The sequence below is a fragment of the Allorhodopirellula heiligendammensis genome, assembly GCF_007860105.1.
GTDB classification, from domain to species: Bacteria; Planctomycetota; Planctomycetia; order Pirellulales; family Pirellulaceae; genus Rhodopirellula; species Rhodopirellula heiligendammensis.
Genome location: NZ_SJPU01000002.1, coordinates 613,216 through 631,398, shown reverse-complemented (window position 1 = coordinate 631,398; position 18,183 = coordinate 613,216). Strand labels below are relative to the sequence as shown.

The following is an 18,183-nucleotide window of genomic DNA, read 5'->3' as shown; positions in this document are numbered from 1 at the left end:
GACTCGGACGATTGCCCTCATATTCTGTTTGCTACCAGCGACGACGCTTACAGTGAGCGCCCAACAGGAGGCGGTTCAACCCATTCCCCAACCTCAGAAGGTGTCATCACAGCCGAACATAGTGATGATCGCAATCGACGATTTGAACGACTGGGTCGAGCCTCTCGCCGGACATCCTCAGGTACAGACGCCCGCCATCGCGCAGCTTGCTCAGCGAGGAGTCACGTTCACCAACGCTCACTGTCAGGCGCCGCTCTGCAACCCCAGTCGCACTTCCATCATGACCGGATTGCGACCGGAATCGACGGGTGTGTACGGACTCGCACCTTGGTTTCGTACCCTGCCTGAATTTGAGGACCGCGTTACCTTGCAACAGTACTTCCAACGCCATGGCTACCGGACCTTGATTGGTGGCAAGATATTTCACGGCCCCTACGGCCGCGGCAAAAACTCGAGCGACGAGTGTGACACATGGGGACCGAATGCCTCGGTGGGTGTGACGCCAAAACAGAAGCGGATTCCTCCCACACCCGGCGGAAACCACGCCTTGATGGATTGGGGGACGTTCCCCCATCGTGATGAGGACAAGGGGGACTGGAAAGTGGCATCGTGGGCAGTGAAGGAACTTGAAAAGATGCCTGCCGACAAACCGTTCTTCTTATCGGTTGGCTTTTTCTTACCGCACGTTCCCTGCTATGCAACACAGAAATGGTTTGACCTGTACCCCGAACACGAACTCCAGCTACCGCCCATCGTCTCCGGAGACCGCGACGATACGCCCCTGGCGTCCTGGTACATTCACTGGAATCTTCCCGAACCCCGGACAAAATGGCTCCTTGAAAACAATCAGCTCAAACCGTTGGTGCGCGCCTATCTCGCATCGATCAGTTTTGTCGATAGTCAGGTGGGTCGAGTGCTGGACGCTCTCGAAGCGTCGCCATATGCCGACAACACCATCGTGGTCCTATGGAGCGACCATGGGTATCACCTGGGCGAGAAGGCGATCTCGGGAAAGAATTCGCTCTGGACCCGCTCAACCCGTGTGCCCTTGATTATCGCCGGGCCACGGATTGAGGGTAATCGCAAGTGCAATCAACCCGCCGAGCTATTGGACATCTATCCCACCCTGGCGTCGCTGGCTGGCCTGCCCCAACCCGCAGGCGTCGAAGGAATGGCACTCACCCCACAACTCAACGACGTGTCCACTCCGCGGGAGCGCCCCGCGATCTGTACGCACAATGCGGGTAACCATAGCGTCTGCGACCTGCGATGGCGGTACATCGTCTACGCCGATGGCAGTGAAGAACTCTACGATCGCGCTGAGGACCCCAACGAGTTCAACAATCTTCTCTCCGGTGAAACGCACGGTCCCGACCTCCGCGAGGTCGTCGAGCGTCTGCGAAAATGGTTACCCGAGCAGGACCGACCGCTCGCCGTTGGCAGCGCCCATCGCATCCTCGAGCAACGACCGGACGGTTTCTACTGGGAAGGACAACGAATCGACCCTGCCTCGCCACCACTGGATGATCAACTAATTCGTTAGCATGCACGGACTGCGTGCATAGGGATTGTCGTCAGGGCGTGATCAGGGCATTGCAACTGCAACATTAAAGCGGGCGCGTTGGCTGCTGGACCTCCTTGCCACCCTCGCTCTGCGAAGATTCCAAACTCACCACCGTGCGTTTGCCGCTGCGGGGATGATGGAAGGCGATTTTGACGGCAGTGAGGGCGATGCAACCTGTCGGCAATGCCGTGTCGCTAACTCCGGTAGACTCAACGGACAGGCCGTAAATGGGGTCACCCACGATGGCGTGGCCGCGTGCCGCAGTTTGAATGCGAAGTTGATGCATCCGACCAGTGATCGGATGGAGCTCCAGCAGCGTACGGTCACTCGGTGCATCGTAGCGAAGCAGACGAACATCGGTTTGTGCGAGCTTGGCACCCGGCGCATCCGAAGGGCAAACCTCGCCCTGTGCGACATCGTCAATCTTTCGTAGATAATCCGTCCAGCGTTCGAGCGGGGCGTCTGGCGCCGGCACTGACATGCATCCACAGACCCAAGCATGGTAGGTTTTCGAGACACGGCGGGCAGCAAATTGTGCAGAGAGAAGCCTTGCTGCCTTCTTCGAGAGGGCAATGAGCACGACCCCACTGACATCGCGGTCGAGACGATGCACAGCCGAGAGGAAGCCCGCCTCGCAATCGAGCTGGGCACGCAGACGCCACTCGAGACTGTCGGTACCCGGCGGAGATGTGGTACTGAGTCCCGCAGGCTTGTTCACCGCGACGGCACTGTCGCATTGCCAGAGCAGCGAGATCAACGTCGTAGGTTCAGGGAACCACTCCACCCCAGCTTCTCACGCAACGTGCGATAGTCGTTCTGACCGGGCACACGTAGCATACGAAAGGATACCGGTGATCGCTGAATTCGAACTCGATCGCCGGCCAGCAGCGCACCGAGCACCCGTCCATCAACGAGGATACAGGTGGTCGGTAGGGGTTCAGTCACGGTGAGTTCAATCAGCGTATCGGCGGACTCAACGACCGGTCGGTAAGTGAGCGTGTGAGGGCTGATCGGTGACAAAATCATGGCCTGCAATTGTCGCCGCACAATGGGACCGCCTGCGGAAAGACTGTGGGCGGTCGAGCCTACCGGTGTGGCGACAATCAGGCCGTCGCAACGATACTGCGTCGCCAGCTCCCCATCGGCATAGTAGTCAATGTCCAAGATGCTGAAGGGAGGTCCTGACAGCACAGCGGCTTCGTTGAGAGCGAGTTGCTCGGCCACCACCGCATCACCACGAATGATCTGCACCTGCAGCATCAAATGATCGATAACGTGAAAGTCACCTTCACAGACTCGCGGCCAAGCATCCAGGAAGTCCTCGGGCGACAGGGCCGCCAGGAAGCCCAGGTGACCACAATTGATGCCAAGCACTGGAACTTGATGAGCGCCCATCTGTCGCGCAGACTGCAGAATGGAACCGTCGCCACCGAGCACAATTACGAGGTCAACGTCATCTCGATTGGTGAATTCATACGCAAACGAAAAATCCTCTGCCACAATTTCGGCACTGGCGGCGATCACCGGTCGCAGTCGCCGCCATGCTGCCTGAACGCGTTGTCGCTCAGGCGTTCCCATGACCACGATCCGCGGAGGGCGGTCGCAGTGGCACCAGCTGATTTCGCTCACGTGGCGGTTCCTGTATTCATGGAGGTTAGGCAATGCTCATGGAGTCAACACGGACTGCACGCCTAAGCCACGTTATACACTACTGACGCTCGAGGCGGCGGAACGGCAGGTTTCTGCGATGCCTTCGGCCGACAATGACGAATCAGCCAACAAGTCGCTGCGGTCGCCATGCTCGACGAAGACGTCAGGTAGAGCCACGCGATGGATGTTGCGTGTGTCGAGTCGTTGATCGGCCGCAGATTCCAAGAACGCGGACGCGAAACCACCGACAATCGTGCCTTCTTCGAGTGTGACAACGAATCGCCCATCCGCCATCGATCGGGCAACCATCTCGCGATCGATCGGTTTCACGAACCGTGCGTTGACCACGCCAACACTGAGCTCACCCTCCAGGGCGGTTGCGGCGGCCAGAGCTTGTTCGAGCATTGCCCCGTAGGCGACAATTGTGCCATCAACGCCTTCGCGAATCCACTCCGCTTTACCGATTTCGATCGGTGCCGGCGTGTGCTTCAGATCCAGAGCAGACGCTTTGGGATAGCGAATCCCCGAGGGATGATCGTGGGCCAGACAGGCATCCAGCATCAACGGTAACTCGGCTGCATAGCCGGGTGCCATCAGCGCGAGATTGGGGAATAATCGCATGTACGCAATGTCATAGACACCATGGTGCGTCGGACCATCGGGACCGGTCAGGCCAGCGCGGTCCATCATGAAAATGACAGGCAGGTCCTGCAGTACGACTTCCTGAAAAATCTGGTCATAACTGCGTTGGAGGAAGGTGCTGTAAATATCAACGATCGGTCGCATCCCTGCCTTGCATTGGCCAGCGGCAAAGGCGACCGCGTGCGATTCACAGATTCCTACGTCAAAAAATCGTTTGGGAAAACGCTCACGGACCGGTTCAAGTTTATTACCCTGACACATCGCTGCCGTAATGACGGTCACTCGCTCATCGCGTTTCATCGCCTCACCGATCGCATCGCGAGCGTGGGTGGTGTAGGGCGGCCGGCCTTCACTACCACGAGTAATCGGCGTCCCACCGCGATCTTCGAAAGCAGGGGGAGTGTGGAAAAAGACAGGATCTTCTGCCGCGGGTTTGTATCCGTGTCCCTTCTCAGTCACAACGTGCAGCAGTACCGGGCCAGGCGTCTCCTTGCAGAGTTTCAAATACTTGCGCAGCAGCGGGATATTATGCCCATCGATCGGACCGATGTAGCGAATGTCGAGTTCCTCGAACAGCATCCCGCCTAACAAACCTGCTTTCACACCTTCCTTCATCTGCGCCAGCAGTCTTTCGGCAGGGTCACCGAACATCGGCACATGATCGAGCAACCGCCCCACCTCATGCTTCAGTCCGGTGTAGAAGGGATTGTTTCGCAGTCGATCCAGATAGCTCGCAACGGCACCCGTCCGATGACAGATTGACATTTTATTGTCATTGAGCACGATCGTCAGATCTTCACGCGAAGCCCCCGCGTTGTTGAGTGCTTCAAAGACAATTCCGCTCGGAAACGCGCCATCACCGATGACCGCGACCGTTCGGCGGTCAGCGTGGCCAGTTAAGATATCGCCGCTGCGCAGCCCCACCGCCGTGCTGACGCTACTGCCCGCATGACCGGTCATGAACAGATCGTAGTCGCTCTCCGCAGGATTGGGGTATCCCATCAGTCCGCCACGGGTGCGAATCGATTCAAACTGCCCATACCGCCCGGTGATCAGCTTGTGAGGATAGATTTGATGTCCGGTGTCCCAGATCAAGCGATCGTTGAGAAAGTCAAACTCAGCGTGCAACGCCAGGCACAACTCAACGACACCGAGATTCGAAGCAAAGTGTGCTGTACGGGTCGCCAATAGGTTGCAGAGAACATCGCGAATCTCGACTCCAATGCTGGACAGTTGGTCCGCCGACATGCCCGATAGTCCGCGCGCGTCCTGCAGTCCAGCCAACATTGGATGACGAACATCTGTCTCGCCCGTCGGTTGATTATCGTTGGTATTCATGAGGTTCGCTCCAAAAGATAGTCCGCCATTTGGCCTAACCGCACTGCTCGGGCTCCAAATAACTCGAGTGATCGGTGTGCATCCCTGATCCCGGCTGCCGCGTGGTCGCGGGCCAGCTCAATTCCAGGGTGTATTTCAGTTGCGGTCACATGACCGGTCCGGCCTGCTGCCTGATTTGATTCTAGTTGAGACTTGTCCGCCTGTTCAGCCGCCATCAAGTCTGGAAAGGTGAACTTGCCCCGTTCACTGTCCTTTCCCGTCCGCTTTCCGAGCTGCTCGTCGCTCGCGGTAAAATCAAGAACATCGTCGGTAATTTGGAAGGCGAGTCCAAAGGCGCCCGCAAACTGAACGAGAGCATCGATCTGCTCGTCGCTGCCACCCACCGCGATGCCGCCCAACTTGGCGCATGCTATGAATAGATCCCCGGTCTTTCGGCGATGAATGGACTCCAGATGCTTCCGCGCCGCCAAGGGTGATGCAAATTGGTCGATCCGAATATTTTCCGCCGCGAGGTCGTCCTCTTGGCCGCCGACTAATCCCGCCGGGCCCGCTGCGAGGGCGAGCTCCCCCATCAGACGCGCCGCCCGCGCCGGTTCGCGGCAGTACCTATAGAGGTGCGAGAAGGCTGCCGCCTGCAAGGCGTCCCCTGCTAAAATCGCGGTTGCTTCACCGAACTGGATGTGCGTGGTCGGACGGCCACGACGCAGATCATCATCGTCCATCGCCGGCAAATCGTCATGGATCAACGAATAGGCGTGGATCATCTCGACAGCGACCGCTGGTGCCAGGGCATCAGAGATCGATCCCCCGCAGGCCTCTGCTGACATCATCACCAAAGCCGGCCGCAGTCGTTTGCCCGGCGCCAGGAGAGCGTAACGAATCGCCTCGCGTAGCTTCTCAGGGCAACCAGGACCAAATTCGGTGGCCGCCTCGAGTGCGGGTTCGATCGCACTTCGATACGGTTGCAGCAGCTCCTCAATGTCACTCATATCTCATCGCTCATTTCGGAACTCGTTGGCGCGGTGCCTCCCGCAGCGGCTCCCCGCCTGCGACCCCGTGTTTTTTGTTTTTCGATCAGGGTTTCCGCGTCATTGCCGTGGCCGTCACCGGAATCCTCGAGCGGCTGCATGACTGGATTGCCGTCGGCATCAAATCCCGCGAGCACGCTGACACGTCGCTCGGCGACTTCGAGCAATTCGTAGCAACGCCGCATCTTGCTAACAGCTGACTCGTACTGGCGGAGCGAATCATTCAATGATAGTTCGCCACTCTCCAGCTTCCGCACAACCGTCTCAATCTCTCCGAGGGTGGCCTCAAAGTCCAGCTCTTCACCGGGTTGATCCAGTGCTGAAGAGGAGGAAGAGGGTGCAGGCATCGCGGCAGAATTCTTCTTAGCCAAGTGAATTGATCTCGATTGGGGCAGCAAAATCGTGGCGGAACTATAACACGCCTCGATAGAGCTCGACCAGATCCGATCAGACGATGTGGCTGAGATGTTGGCTGATAGGGTTTGCCGGCAGCTTTTATGACAAAGAGCCCATTTATGACTACGAGTCCGACGAACGCCCCATCCAGCTACCCCTGACGTTTGACTCGTTTGGAAGAATCTAATTGATCGGCGCCGCGGCTCAACCGCCACCCCCTCTCATTTCAGATACGGCATCCCTCGCTAGAGTGTTTTCGGGGCCGTCACGGCGATCAGCATCCCGGTGAGCAGCCCACCGATGTGGGCTCCGTTGGCAATATTCGGCATCATGGGGGTAAAGCACAGCACGAGGAACCCCAACATGTACATGACGCCGATCGGCGGAATCTCGACGGGGTAACCCGGTTGAAATTTGGGGCGGATCCAAATGAAACCGAAAATACCCAGCACCCCGCCCGAAGCACCGATGACCGGACCTCCCCCCCATGAATATGGCATCAGGATCTGAGTCAGCGTTCCAATGCCGCCACATACTAAAAATAGGAACAGGAAAAACCAACGCCCATGAATGCGTTCGACCACACCGCCAAGAAAGACGAGATTGAGCATGTTGAACGCTAAATGCATCATGCTGCCGTGCAATAACATGGGTGTGAAAATTCGCCACACCTCCCCCTGTTTGATGGACGCCGTGAGATCACCGGTGGTCTGGTAGGTCATCTCATCAACGCATGAAAGCGCATTCATCACGCGGACGGCGGTCATGTCGTTCGGTCTCGGGCGACCAAAATTGGTGATGAAGCCGATCACCGTCGCAAGGACGACAAAGCCAATCGTGACCGGAATCGATGCGGGCGACTGGCCGGGCCCCCCCAGTCCTGCGCCGCTGTTACGACGCAGTTGCATTTGTGCCTTCTTCTGAGCGGCTAATTTCTGGGCGATCTCTTGAGAACGCTGCTTGCGTTGCCGCGCAGCCTCGGCGGAGACGTCATACTCTTTGGCTGACGGATTTGCCACGAACTCCCCGAACAGCTCGCGGGCCCGCTCTACATCCTGCTCATGGCGGATCCAGATATCATGGGGCGTGGAAGCTGGCGCTGCCGATTCGTCAGTCGAACTTGCTTTCGCGTCGATCGACTGGGTTTGCAAAAAGTCGCAGAAGCGATTTGCCTGGTTCTCGCCCGGTAGGTTGCCAATTCGCCGCATCTTCAATATTTCCAGAATGACCGTCCGATGAATTTTATTTCCTCTATGTTCTACGCACTTCTGGGCCCGAATGCACGACGTCTTGACGTCCGGCCATCCATGCTGTGCCTGCGAGAGCGAGAAAACGACGTATTCCGCAGTGTTCGCCACGCTCAAATGCCGGCAAATCGCTCGCACGCTTTTCGCGGGGGCCGAAAGCTGGGTATCCCTCAGGGCCCCGGTCCCAGTCTATCTGCTGCCGTGCGGCCCGCATGGGAGCTCTGCTGCACAGCTACGATCATTTTCTGGGCAGGCTGGATAGCCTCCGCATCATCTGCGGCGGATCCTCCGCATCGGCGACCTGAAAATACCTTCCCCGACATCGAAGACACCGAGCCACTGGCGGCCTCCCATCCGCAACTCACCCCGGACGCCAGTGCCGCAGCAATCGAAGTACCCGTTGGGTTTTCGGTGTCTGTGTTTGCGGCCGAGCCCGATGTCCAGAATCCCATTGACCTAGCGTGGGACTCCGCGGGCCGAATGTGGGTGGCGGAGAACTTCACCTATGCCAAGACCGGCGTTCGATTTCGTGATGACCTGCGAGACCGCGTCATTGTGTTTGCCGATGCTGATCACGACGGCACGCCCGAACAACGGATCGTATTCATGGACACGCTAACGCGGCTGACGAGTGTCGAGGTCGGGCCGGGGCCCGGCGGCGTCCACGGCGTTTGGCTGATGTGCCCACCCCAACTCTTGTTTGTGCCCGATGCAGATCATGACCTCATTCCTGACGGGCCGCCTCAGGTCATCCTCGATGGCTTCGATATCGCCAAACAAAACTACCACAACTTTGCCAACGGACTGCGATTCGGAGACGACGGTTGGCTGTATGGGCGTTGCGGTGGCTCATGCCCCGGACGGATCGGCGCACCGGGCACTGTCGATGAACAGCGCGTTGCACTGGAGGGAGGGATCTGGCGGTACGACCTCTCCCACAGGCGATTCGAGGTCATCTGTCATGGCACAACCAACCCTTGGGGCCATGACTTCAACCAATACGGCGATTTGTTCTTTATCAATACAGTTAACGGGCACTTGTGGCACGGGATTCACGGCGCTCACTTTAATCGCCCTTTCACCCTGGATCCGAACCCGAACGTGTTCGCGACGATCGATCAACACGCCGACCACTATCACTTTGATACCGGCCAACACTGGACGAAGTCTCGCGACGGTGCCGCCAATGATCTCGGCGGCGGACATGCGCATTGTGGACTGATGATCTATCAAGAGTCGCTGTGGCCGGCCGCCTATCAGGGATCACTGATGACGCTCAATTTTCATGGACGGCGTGCGAATCGCGAAAATCTAGTCCGGCGCCGAAGCGGATATGTCGCGACCCATGGCAAAGACTTCTTTCTATCGAGCGACGAGTGGTTTCGTGGGATGGACTTGTCAGCGGGCCCAGACGGAAATGTATTCGTCCTCGACTGGAGCGATCTCGGCGAATGTCATGAACATACTGGTGTGCATCGCAGCAGCGGTCGAATCTATAAGATTTCGGTCGACTCAAGTGTGCCGCATCGCCAACCGGAAATCTCAAACGACACCTCCTCGTTAGTCGATTTGGTGCAAGGTGACGATCGGTGGTTCTCGCACCAAGCGATACTGCGACTGCATGAACTCAGCGCCCGTGGAACAGACATGTCGGGGGCCATCGGTCGCCTACAGGAGCTCGTTCACGAACAGGACGATCCGGCGTGTCGCTGCCGATTGATGTGGACTCTCGACACCCTCGGTGCACTGCACGACTACGCCCCTTGGTTTTCAGATTCTTCCGAATACGTTCGCGCAGCGGCGATTCGCTCGTACGTGCAGCACTGGCCAATCGACGACGTGTATGGCCCCACAGCAGACGGTCGTGCAGCGTGGCCGGAATTTGCCGACCGAGCCCAGGCGTTCGTTGACCTCATGGACGGCCTCGGGGCTGACGCTTCGCCACTCATCCGATTGAATCTCGCATCGTCGCTACAGCGTCTACCAGTATCAATGCGAGCCGATGCGGCGATCCAACTTTTGAAGTTCAGCGGCAGCCAGGATATCGATGACCACAATCTGCCGAAGTTAATTTGGTTCGGTTTGATGGACCGTGCGTCCACAACGCCGGATGAGATGATTGACGTACTGCAAGTGTGTGAGCTGCCTGAACTGACGACTTACCTCGCGCGCAGTATTGCAGAACAAGCCGAATCCTCTCCCCATGCATTTGCACAACTCCAACTCGCAGCACTGCAAAAACACCGAGGACAGGGGGCGGTCACCACGGACCCTTGGTGGGAGGCCATGCTGACGGGTGTGGAGCAAGGACTCATCGGAATCCGACGAGCTCCTCCCACAGATCACTGGTCGCGTCTCCGCGAAGCCATTCTTGCCTCCACACCCGACCGTAAATCGCTCGTCGATCAGATCGATTCGCTCTATGGCGAGGGCCTAAGCACGGCTGAGCTGCAAGCGATTCTCGACAATGCAAATGCCGACGTGCTCGAACGCCTCGCGGCGTTCCAGGGCTTGGTGGCAGCGTGGCAGGAGAGTGAGCATCGAGACGTAGATACAGCAGCAGCGTTAGCGTTCGCCGCACGTCCGCTGATATCCGACCCCCACGTCAACATGGCAGCAGCCGAATCACTCGCTCGGGTCGAGCATCCGAAGGTTGCCGATGTCTTGCTAAAGAACTACGGGCGATTCCGCGCGCCACTGCGAGACAGTGTGGTTTCGCTTTTGTGTGCTCGCGAAATGTTTGCAACAGCACTGATCGAGCAAATCGAAAAGGGCGAACTGCCTAAGGAGATCCTGTCCGCCTCACACGTGCGTGCGATTGCGGCGTTGGGCAACGATGCCCTTTCCAGACGAGTGGGAGCGGTGTGGGGCCAGATTCGACAAACATCGGAGGAACGATTGAAAGAAATCACTCGATTGAGTCATCTTTTGACAGCCGATCGATTGCACGGCGCAAACCTGCAGGCGGGCAGGCGACTCTTCGACCGCAACTGCATGAACTGCCACAAGTTGTATGGTAACGGTAACCATGTCGGACCGGACATAACGGGGGCGCAGCGAGGAAATATGGACTACTTGCTCAGTAATATTGTCGACCCCGACGGCGTCGTCGGTGCCGACTACCGTGCAACGAAAGTTTTGACCGTCGATGGACGCTTGCTCGTCGGGCTGATCACTCAACGGACGCGACAAACATTGACAATCGCCTCGGCGGCGACCACCGAAACGATCAGCCTCGAAGACGTTGAGGAGGAAATCCCCACGGATCAATCTCCCATGCCTAGCGGTTTACTCCAACCGCTCAGCGACTCGCAAATCGCAGACTTGATCGCCTACCTTCAGTCACCAGCACAGATTGAGCTCCCCGCTGAGTGACCAGACGCCTGCATCGTCAACAACTTTTTGGTCCATCCGGGATTATCGTGGGTAGATCCAGCATGTTGGATTCCCCAAGTTAAACCCGGATGGACCGATTTTTCTGGCAAGTGGCAGACCGTTTGCGCACGCTTTCGGTGATGAACAGACCAGAGTTTTTGGGATTGGACTACACACGCTGTTGAAACGAGTGGACAAGATCGATCAGAATCTTTAGCAAGTTGACAGAGTGATAACAGCGCCTTGGTGCCCCGGGGAATGATCCAGCGACTTAACGAAAACGCCGAATTAAACGCCTTAGGACGCTCTCGCCGCTGGTAATCGATGATAGTTTCGCGTTTTCTGTGACGGTCGCGCAACTATACTGGCGGCTGCTGGCTCCGGTGGACAACGCCACGAGTCAACCAAGCTTGAAAACCCGTTTGCCAATTGCGAACTGAGCCTACGCCGATATGTCAGCCGTCCCGATACGATCGCACGTGAACAAGGGATATACTTCGCTGGCGATTTGGGAGTCGATTCGAGAATGATGCATCGAACCAGTAATCTGGACGCAGTCCAACGAGTCGCTAGATGAAGATTTCGACCGCCACGCCTATCGCTGACGCAATATCGTTGAGCGTATAATCGGGTGGCTAAAGGAATCGCGTGGCGACCAAGTGTCGATAAACTGACATGCTGCTACCTAACATTCGCTCATCTCGCCGTCATACTACTTCGATAGAAAGTGCCTAATTTCAGAGCTAAATTAGCTGGCCTCCATTTCTCCTTGAATGGAGGCTCAGCTGGACACAGTACCCTTCGCTGCAGTTTTGCTGGAGGTCAAAACAATTGGCAAAACCGTCTTCGTATAAAACTCTCAATCTCTATTCCAAATAGGTTCTAACCTGGCAATCCATAACTACCCTGGTCCACCTGCTAACGCCCAATTGATTAGTTCGCCAACGCTGTAGTTTCCAACGTTGCTATCTGTTGTCTCAAATACGATTGCACCGTCGTCGTCGTTAGGATCCTCGCTTTCGTTTGGGGTAGCCCCGTAAACGTTCACAGCGGCCGTGGCCATGGTAACTACACTGCTCATGTCTGTATTAATTTCCCCGTAGTAAGAGAACCAAAGATGGTGATAATCAAAACTTGTATTAACAATCTCTACTGCGCCGAGAGTCGTAATTTCCTCGTACTCAATGTACTCTCCAAGAGCACCGAGAGTCAGCACAACTCTAAAGGCTTGCTGTCCGCTAGAATTGATGAAAGCACGCCGACTTAATGCAAAAGGCCCCAGTTCGGTGAAATCATCATTTACACTGACGAAGACCAACGATTTTCCAGCACTTGCGATCGCACTCCCGAATCCATGGCCATCTTGTCCGGGTAGGAGCACCACACTAAGTGCGCCATCAAGCACTGCAACAGGAACTGGAGGCGTGATGGAAGGCGCAGGCGCAAGAATTATATATCTACCGTACGCCGCTGCATTAATATCAATTTCTGCTGACGCATCATTTGCGGTGCCTGCAGCAATTATACCAGAGGTCGTATGATCGACCAAGGAAACCGGCCCCGCGTGCGCTCCAAGGCGAGTACTGTCCACCGACGCCTGCGCATCTACAATATTGTCATATAAATCGGAAATAGCATCCGCACCTGCAGCGAAAGACAATATCCAGTCAGCATCGGTATTCACCCACCCGCCAAACAAACTCCAGCCTGCCTCGAGGTTGCCAGAGGTTGCTGCAGCGGTGGTTGATCGAGTTATTCCGTTCTGATCCGTTTCTTCGATCAGCCCTCCTGAAACATACTGCTGACCTGTGGCTACCCCAGGTTCAACACAAGTAAATACAAGGGCCAAGCATGACACAGTCACATTCTTCAAGAGTGGCAAATAGCTCATCAGAGTTTCCCTCACCTAATCAGAAGTTGGTCGCTCAGAAGACGAGAAATCGACTTCATTTAATTTTTGCAACCTAGGATTCTCGTTGTTTTACGCTGCCTGATCCGCCTGTCAAGCAAAATTAAGGTAAAAATGCCGCTCTTGCGGCGAGGCGATTGGACCAGGGTCGACGCGCGCTTTGGGCAGTCTGGGAATCGCGGGTGAGTTAGTTTTGCGATCATGGTTTCGTTGATTCCATGTTCCAGAAACCATCGCAGGCAGTGCTCAATTAGCCAAGAAAAATGCGAATGAGCTTGATGTTGATTCTATCCTTCAAGACTTTGCCGAGCTGCCTGTTCCTCGGTTGCGTATCAATCAGCGGCACCGTCTCGGAGATATAATCGTCATCAGCATTATGACAGTCATCGCTGGTGCGGAAGGTCCCAAGGCAACCGGGGTTTGGGCCAAGAGCAATGAGGACTGGCTGACCGATCGTCTTCAACTCCCCAATGGAATTCCATCGCACGACACGATCGGTCGCGTGTTGATGACACTCAAGCCGGCAGCGTTTCAACTTTGCTTTGAGCGTTGGATCAAGCGTCTCTCTGGCAACCGCCATAAGGATGAACTGGACGTCGTTGCCATTGATGGCGAGGCGCTTCGCTGCAGTCACGACAAGGCTGCTGAACTTGGCCCGCTGTTTCTTGTCAGCGCATGGGCGGTCCATAGTGTTATCAGCCTGCACCAGCTAGCTACGGAGGAGAAGTCGAATGAAATCACCGCGATTCCCAAGCCATTAGATCAAATCGAGATCGCAGATTCCGTCGTCCCGATTGATACCGCTGGATGCCAGAAAAACATAGTCCAGCCGGGTCTATCATGGGTTTCGCAGCGGTGAGCCAGGTGTGGGGATTATCACGGCATGGCGGTGGCGTCCGAGAGTTTTTCTCATGCTGATGTGTCCGTGGTAGGATTAAGCCGCCAGGAGAAGCGGAAGCGAGCCCTGCTGGGAAGCACCTTGCCGAGGAATATCTAGGTCGGGGTGAACCGAAAGGTGCCTTCACCTGGCGGCGGCTTTGTCCGCCGTCAGCATTTCTTCTGAGACGGTATCGCTCATTTCGGACGCCACCGCGATGCCTTACAAGCTCAACATGCTGGATTTTTCCACGATAAACCCGGACGGACCAATAGAATCCCCAAAATTCACCCTCACCTACAAATGACAACGACACAATGTGATGTCTGCCACGCTTTAGAGAGCGTAGCCGAGCCCTGGACCGTCTAGCACTCTCGTGGGAATCTCGCCGCCGCGAATTTCGAACATCTCAGGGTATCGTTTCATCCACGCTGCATTTCCAGCGGGGCTGTACTGGCGGCCGTTACTCTCTACGGCTGCAACGGCGGGGATATGAGCAGCCAGGGAGGCTGAGTGGAGGAAGGATGCGCCGACACAGGTCAGATCCTGCACGCACAAAAACAGACCCTCATGCTGCGCCACGGCGCCGAGCAACAGAGCTTCTGCATGTCCCTTGCACGCCTTTAACGCGATTCCTGAGTAACCCTGAGCGACAGCCAATCGCAAGCTATTCAAATCGGTGAGCGATTCGTCGATCACCACCGGTTTGAGCTTGCCGACTCGGTGCATCGTCACGGCATCGGGCCGCGTTAAGTCACGCGCAGTAGGCTGCTCGATATACTGCACCCGCTCGTAGCCATCTGGACTCTGCTGCTGCAGGTCCGCGAGCAGCTTCAGAACGTATTCTTCATCAGGACAGCGTTCGTTGAAATCGAGTGAATAAAAATACGGCTTGCCCGTTGAGCTCCCTCGCTGTTGAGTCTGGCAGGCGACTTGATGGATCCCGATAACACGCTGCAAATCCCAGACAGCATCGTCGCCCGCGAGTTTGATTTTCAGGTGCGTAAGTTCATTTCGTTCGATCCACTCACCGAGCGATTCAGGTAGCCCATCGCCCACGGGCTGTTTCACCTCATCTTGGGTCAACGGATCGAGAGCCCCCACGAGGTGATAGAGCGGTAGGGTCGCTATCGGCTGGGCTGAAACGAATTGATCGAGCGTCAAACCCTTGTAGTCAGGGTCGCCGAGCAGTTCGCCCAGATCGTGAGGCAGATGCTCACTGGTGAGCAACGCATAGCTGCTCATCGCGGCTGCCTTGCCTTGAGCGTCAAACAGTGCCGCTTCAATCACCGAACCGGCCAGCAACACGGCAAGTTCAGGAATCGGCGTGGTGAGCGATTGTCGCTGAGCCACTTCGACGGCGATTTGGCTGCGCCGTTGGGCAAGATTTAGGCAGATCTCAACGGGATGGCCTGCGCCATCAATTTCATGGCAGGCTGCAGCTAAGCGTTCGGCAATCTCCAGCACGACTGCCAGCTTCTTGGCATCTTCAATGGATGGATCGGGCCACGCCCACGCGACACCCATCGTCATGCTTCCCAGCCCCCGCCCACGCTGCCCACTCGCCAGCGTGGCATCGCACGTGGCATTGAGCACGGTGACATCATTCACCACCCGACCGCCGAATTTCATCGGCGTACGATAGCGATAGGATTCCGTCGCTAGTTGAAACGAAACATCAACCAGCGCGGTGGGAGCGGTCACTCGATCCTGAATCGACACCTAAACCAAATCTTTTCGAACGGCCCAAACGGCTGCTTGCGTGCGATCAGACACACCGAGCTTGCGAAGGATGTGCTGGACATGCTCTTTGACTGTCTCGTAGCTGATGCCCAGCATCTTCGCGATTTCCTTGTTGGTCAAGCCAAGTGCCATCTGCCGCAGCACTTCACTCTCTCGCTGGGTGAGGGGCACATCAATATCCTGGCTCATCCGGGGAGTCGCCAGGGCACCGGTGACGCGACGCAGTTCTTCGCGAGTCCATGATTGCTCACCAGCAAAACAGAGATTCAACGATTCAATCAACCGCTCGATCGGTGCGGACTTGAGCACGTAACCAGCAGCGCCAAGGGCCACTGCACGGGCGACATAGGTGGGATTATCGTAGCCCGAAAACAGCAAAATGGGCAGGTCGGGATGATCCAGTTTGATCCGGCCGAGGGTATTGAGGCCGTCACCGCCTTCCATCCGGATGTCGAGCAATACGGCATCGGGGACATCGTTGGCGATAAACTCTAACGCCTCCGCTGCCTTGGTTGCTTCACCAACAATCTCGATATCTGTTTCGCTCAAGGCGGCGCGTGTCCCCAAACGCGAGACAGCGTGGTCATCGACAATTAAAAGTCGCTTCGACATGGGATTTTTTCCAATCTATTAGGTGTGGTTGTGTGGTTCGTATACCTCAGTAGACGTAACCAATGGCGAATCAGTTCCACTCACCGCCAAGTCGCGGAATTTCAGCCTACCTCTGCATGGTAGCACTACGTCAACCAATGGTGGCAGTTCATCAATTCATGAAAGATATCTTTCATTGACGGTTGTATTTCAAAAAACACGGATTCCGATAGCCGATATCTCTGTCTCGCCTGCAGAAATTTTTTAAAAAAAACGGGAAATTTCTGCCGGGTGGGTGTTAGCCACTCAAGGCGATTCTTTCAGTATACAGTATCCGTCTGCCGGGGGATATTCGGTTTGTTAAAAAATCATCACCAATCGCCTTGTGCCCCACCCCCACAGGAGGGACGGCGACGTGCGGTCACTTGGAATCTCGATCGATCCCTAGTCCCCCTGGGGCCCAGGCCACCCGGGATCACGAAACGCCAACCGGGTTCGAAGTCGAAATATTTCCCTTTGAACTCGAAAAATGCAGGGAATCGGTCGCCAACGTCCCGCTGTTGCCTTACGATTGAGGGGAGTGAGAGCGAGAAATTGGCGTGACAGAAGTCCGATCGGTTCGGCATCCGCAGAAAAGCAAGGATCGCTAGCAATTTAACCGAACAGGAGTGACGTGATGGCGAAAGGATTGTTCACCCAGGGCATGTGCGTCCTCTTGAAACAGCAGCTACCAATCGACGAAATCCGGCAGCGGTTGCGCAGCTTTGAGCTGGTTGCTCGACAGGAGTCTGATGATGCTGAGGCACCTGAAACGCTGGTCTACGAATTTCGCCCGGATTGTGGTGGACATTTACTCGTGACCCCCACCACTGCGCCGTGGCCGGACGACATGGGTGACCCCGATGAATCCCCCGAACGGTTTGTCGCCTGGTCACTTGGACAGTACGGTCCGCTGGCGTTTCCCGGCGGTCTTGAGCGAGCAGCAGCGCAGTCCTGGGGCTGGGATGGGGCTGCCGATGCGGTGCGAGAACACACCGCCCATGTACGGTTGTTGATCAGCTACGTGCTGGGACCGGACGAAGACGACGACGAGGACCTGCCCTTGGTCCCCGATGACTATGATTCAATGGCCGAGCTGCAGACATTGACGCGAGCGGCAACAGCTCTCCTCGAATCCCCCGCTGCATTGTGCTACTTCAACCCAGGTGGCGAGATTTTGCGGGATGCCACGTTGCTCCGCCAAGGTCTGAATCATGCGTGGAATCACGAATTGCCGCCGCTGGACATGTGGACCAACGTACGAATTTTCACCGAAGACGATGACTGGGTGGTGATGGACACCGTGGGCAACGGCCAATTCGACCTACCGGACATGGAAGCGGTCTGCCGCGGTGACGCCTACAAGCCCGGCGATATTGAAAACTTTCTGCGTCACGCGACGCTCTACTTGCTAGCCGGTGACGAAGATGTTTGTACCGGTGACACAGCCGACGGGCCCGGCGATATCAGCTGGACGGCCATCGAATGTGGCACCTCGTTGTCGGATCCCCCCCGTCCCACGATTCGCTGGATTCCCGACGACTCATCCTCACCACCAGACTATTTGCTCGATCCTGGCGATGAGGACCTCGAGGAAGAACTCGACGACTTGCTCGACGACGACGATGGATTTCTCGAGGATCATGAGGTCCGGGGCGGATCGATCGATGATTTCTTAGATGACTGGGAGGAGGGTGACGATCCCCCGGGTTCAGTTCCCTTCTAAGACGTGATCGCCTGCTTCGAACGGCATGGGCGATCGAGGGATGTTATGCCAGCTTAAT

Annotated in this window: 13 protein-coding genes; 4 read left to right on the top strand and 9 right to left on the bottom strand. The window is 56.4% G+C overall.

Going from position 1 to position 18,183, the window contains the following annotated elements:
* The first annotated feature begins 124 nt into the window (after nt 1-124).
* Nucleotides 125-1,543: a sulfatase gene (locus Poly21_RS12745; RefSeq protein ID WP_302118806.1), complete on the top strand. Its 1,419-nt coding sequence runs from the start codon at nt 125-127 to the stop codon at nt 1,541-1,543.
* 64 nt (nt 1,544-1,607) lie between these two features.
* On the opposite strand, the gene Poly21_RS12740 is transcribed toward Poly21_RS12745, so the two are convergent.
* The 6 genes from Poly21_RS12740 to Poly21_RS12715 all read right to left on the bottom strand — a co-directional run bounded on the left by Poly21_RS12740 (nt 1,608) and on the right by Poly21_RS12715 (nt 7,826).
* The gene (locus tag Poly21_RS12740) at nt 1,608-2,321 is read right to left on the bottom strand and encodes an RluA family pseudouridine synthase (protein ID WP_146407394.1); all 714 of its coding nucleotides are present in this window, start codon (nt 2,319-2,321) and stop codon (nt 1,608-1,610) included.
* The gene (locus Poly21_RS12735; protein ID WP_146408652.1) at nt 2,318-3,142 is read right to left on the bottom strand and encodes an NAD(+)/NADH kinase; all 825 of its coding nucleotides are present in this window, start codon (nt 3,140-3,142) and stop codon (nt 2,318-2,320) included. The genes Poly21_RS12740 and Poly21_RS12735 overlap by 4 nt, the downstream gene beginning before the upstream one ends.
* Before the next feature lie 123 nt (nt 3,143-3,265).
* The gene (gene dxs / locus Poly21_RS12730) at nt 3,266-5,194 is read right to left on the bottom strand and encodes a 1-deoxy-D-xylulose-5-phosphate synthase (RefSeq protein WP_146407393.1); all 1,929 of its coding nucleotides are present in this window, start codon (nt 5,192-5,194) and stop codon (nt 3,266-3,268) included.
* Nucleotides 5,191-6,183, bottom strand: coding sequence for a polyprenyl synthetase family protein (locus Poly21_RS12725; protein ID WP_146407392.1), 993 nt, complete (start codon nt 6,181-6,183; stop codon nt 5,191-5,193). The genes dxs and Poly21_RS12725 overlap by 4 nt, the downstream gene beginning before the upstream one ends.
* Nucleotides 6,180-6,569, bottom strand: a complete 390-nt coding sequence (gene xseB, locus Poly21_RS12720) for an exodeoxyribonuclease VII small subunit (RefSeq protein WP_146407391.1) — start codon at nt 6,567-6,569, stop codon at nt 6,180-6,182. Before xseB ends, Poly21_RS12725 begins: the two co-directional genes overlap by 4 nt.
* Before the next feature lie 294 nt (nt 6,570-6,863).
* Nucleotides 6,864-7,826: a rhomboid family intramembrane serine protease gene (locus Poly21_RS12715; protein WP_146407390.1), complete on the bottom strand. Its 963-nt coding sequence runs from the start codon at nt 7,824-7,826 to the stop codon at nt 6,864-6,866.
* 27 nt (nt 7,827-7,853) lie between these two features.
* Between Poly21_RS12715 and Poly21_RS12710 the strand changes: the two genes are divergently transcribed.
* On the top strand, nt 7,854-11,240 hold the full coding sequence (locus tag Poly21_RS12710; RefSeq protein ID WP_302118800.1) for a PVC-type heme-binding CxxCH protein: 3,387 nt from the start codon (nt 7,854-7,856) through the stop codon (nt 11,238-11,240).
* Between the two features lie 901 nt (nt 11,241-12,141).
* On the opposite strand, the gene Poly21_RS12705 is transcribed toward Poly21_RS12710, so the two are convergent.
* A complete protein-coding gene (locus Poly21_RS12705; RefSeq protein WP_146407389.1) occupies nt 12,142-13,131 on the bottom strand; it encodes a hypothetical protein in 990 nt (329 codons plus the stop codon).
* A gap of 250 nt (nt 13,132-13,381) precedes the next feature.
* Here Poly21_RS12705 and Poly21_RS12700 point away from each other — a divergent pair, with 250 nt between their 5' ends.
* Nucleotides 13,382-14,008, top strand: a complete 627-nt coding sequence (locus Poly21_RS12700) for an ISAs1 family transposase (RefSeq protein ID WP_367302558.1) — start codon at nt 13,382-13,384, stop codon at nt 14,006-14,008.
* 354 nt (nt 14,009-14,362) lie between these two features.
* On the opposite strand, the gene Poly21_RS12695 is transcribed toward Poly21_RS12700, so the two are convergent.
* Both Poly21_RS12695 and Poly21_RS12690 read right to left on the bottom strand, forming a co-directional pair.
* Nucleotides 14,363-15,748, bottom strand: a complete 1,386-nt coding sequence (locus Poly21_RS12695; protein ID WP_302118798.1) for an enolase C-terminal domain-like protein — start codon at nt 15,746-15,748, stop codon at nt 14,363-14,365.
* Nucleotides 15,749-16,381 carry a response regulator gene (locus Poly21_RS12690; protein ID WP_146407388.1) on the bottom strand — a complete coding sequence of 211 codons (633 nt, stop codon included), beginning with the start codon at nt 16,379-16,381 and terminating at the stop codon, nt 15,749-15,751. It lies immediately after the preceding gene.
* Between the two features lie 655 nt (nt 16,382-17,036).
* Between Poly21_RS12690 and Poly21_RS12685 the strand changes: the two genes are divergently transcribed.
* Nucleotides 17,037-18,125 carry a DUF4261 domain-containing protein gene (locus Poly21_RS12685; protein ID WP_146407387.1) on the top strand — a complete coding sequence of 363 codons (1,089 nt, stop codon included), beginning with the start codon at nt 17,037-17,039 and terminating at the stop codon, nt 18,123-18,125.
* Nucleotides 18,126-18,183: the final 58 nt, after the last annotated feature.

Coding starts and splice junctions, on each gene's coding strand:
- Poly21_RS12715 (WP_146407390.1), bottom strand. CDS start 7,826: ATGCGGCGAATTGGCAACCTACCGGGCGAGAACCAGGCAAATCGCTTC.
- Poly21_RS12690 (WP_146407388.1), bottom strand. CDS start 16,381: ATGTCGAAGCGACTTTTAATTGTCGATGACCACGCTGTCTCGCGTTTG.
- Poly21_RS12710 (WP_302118800.1), top strand. CDS start 7,854: ATGAATTTTATTTCCTCTATGTTCTACGCACTTCTGGGCCCGAATGCA.
- Poly21_RS12725 (WP_146407392.1), bottom strand. CDS start 6,183: ATGAGTGACATTGAGGAGCTGCTGCAACCGTATCGAAGTGCGATCGAA.
- dxs (WP_146407393.1), bottom strand. CDS start 5,194: ATGAATACCAACGATAATCAACCGACGGGCGAGACAGATGTTCGTCAT.
- Poly21_RS12705 (WP_146407389.1), bottom strand. CDS start 13,131: ATGAGCTATTTGCCACTCTTGAAGAATGTGACTGTGTCATGCTTGGCC.
- Poly21_RS12735 (WP_146408652.1), bottom strand. CDS start 3,142: ATGGGAACGCCTGAGCGACAACGCGTTCAGGCAGCATGGCGGCGACTG.
- Poly21_RS12745 (WP_302118806.1), top strand. CDS start 125: ATGATCGCAATCGACGATTTGAACGACTGGGTCGAGCCTCTCGCCGGA.
- Poly21_RS12685 (WP_146407387.1), top strand. CDS start 17,037: ATGGCGAAAGGATTGTTCACCCAGGGCATGTGCGTCCTCTTGAAACAG.
- xseB (WP_146407391.1), bottom strand. CDS start 6,569: ATGCCTGCACCCTCTTCCTCCTCTTCAGCACTGGATCAACCCGGTGAA.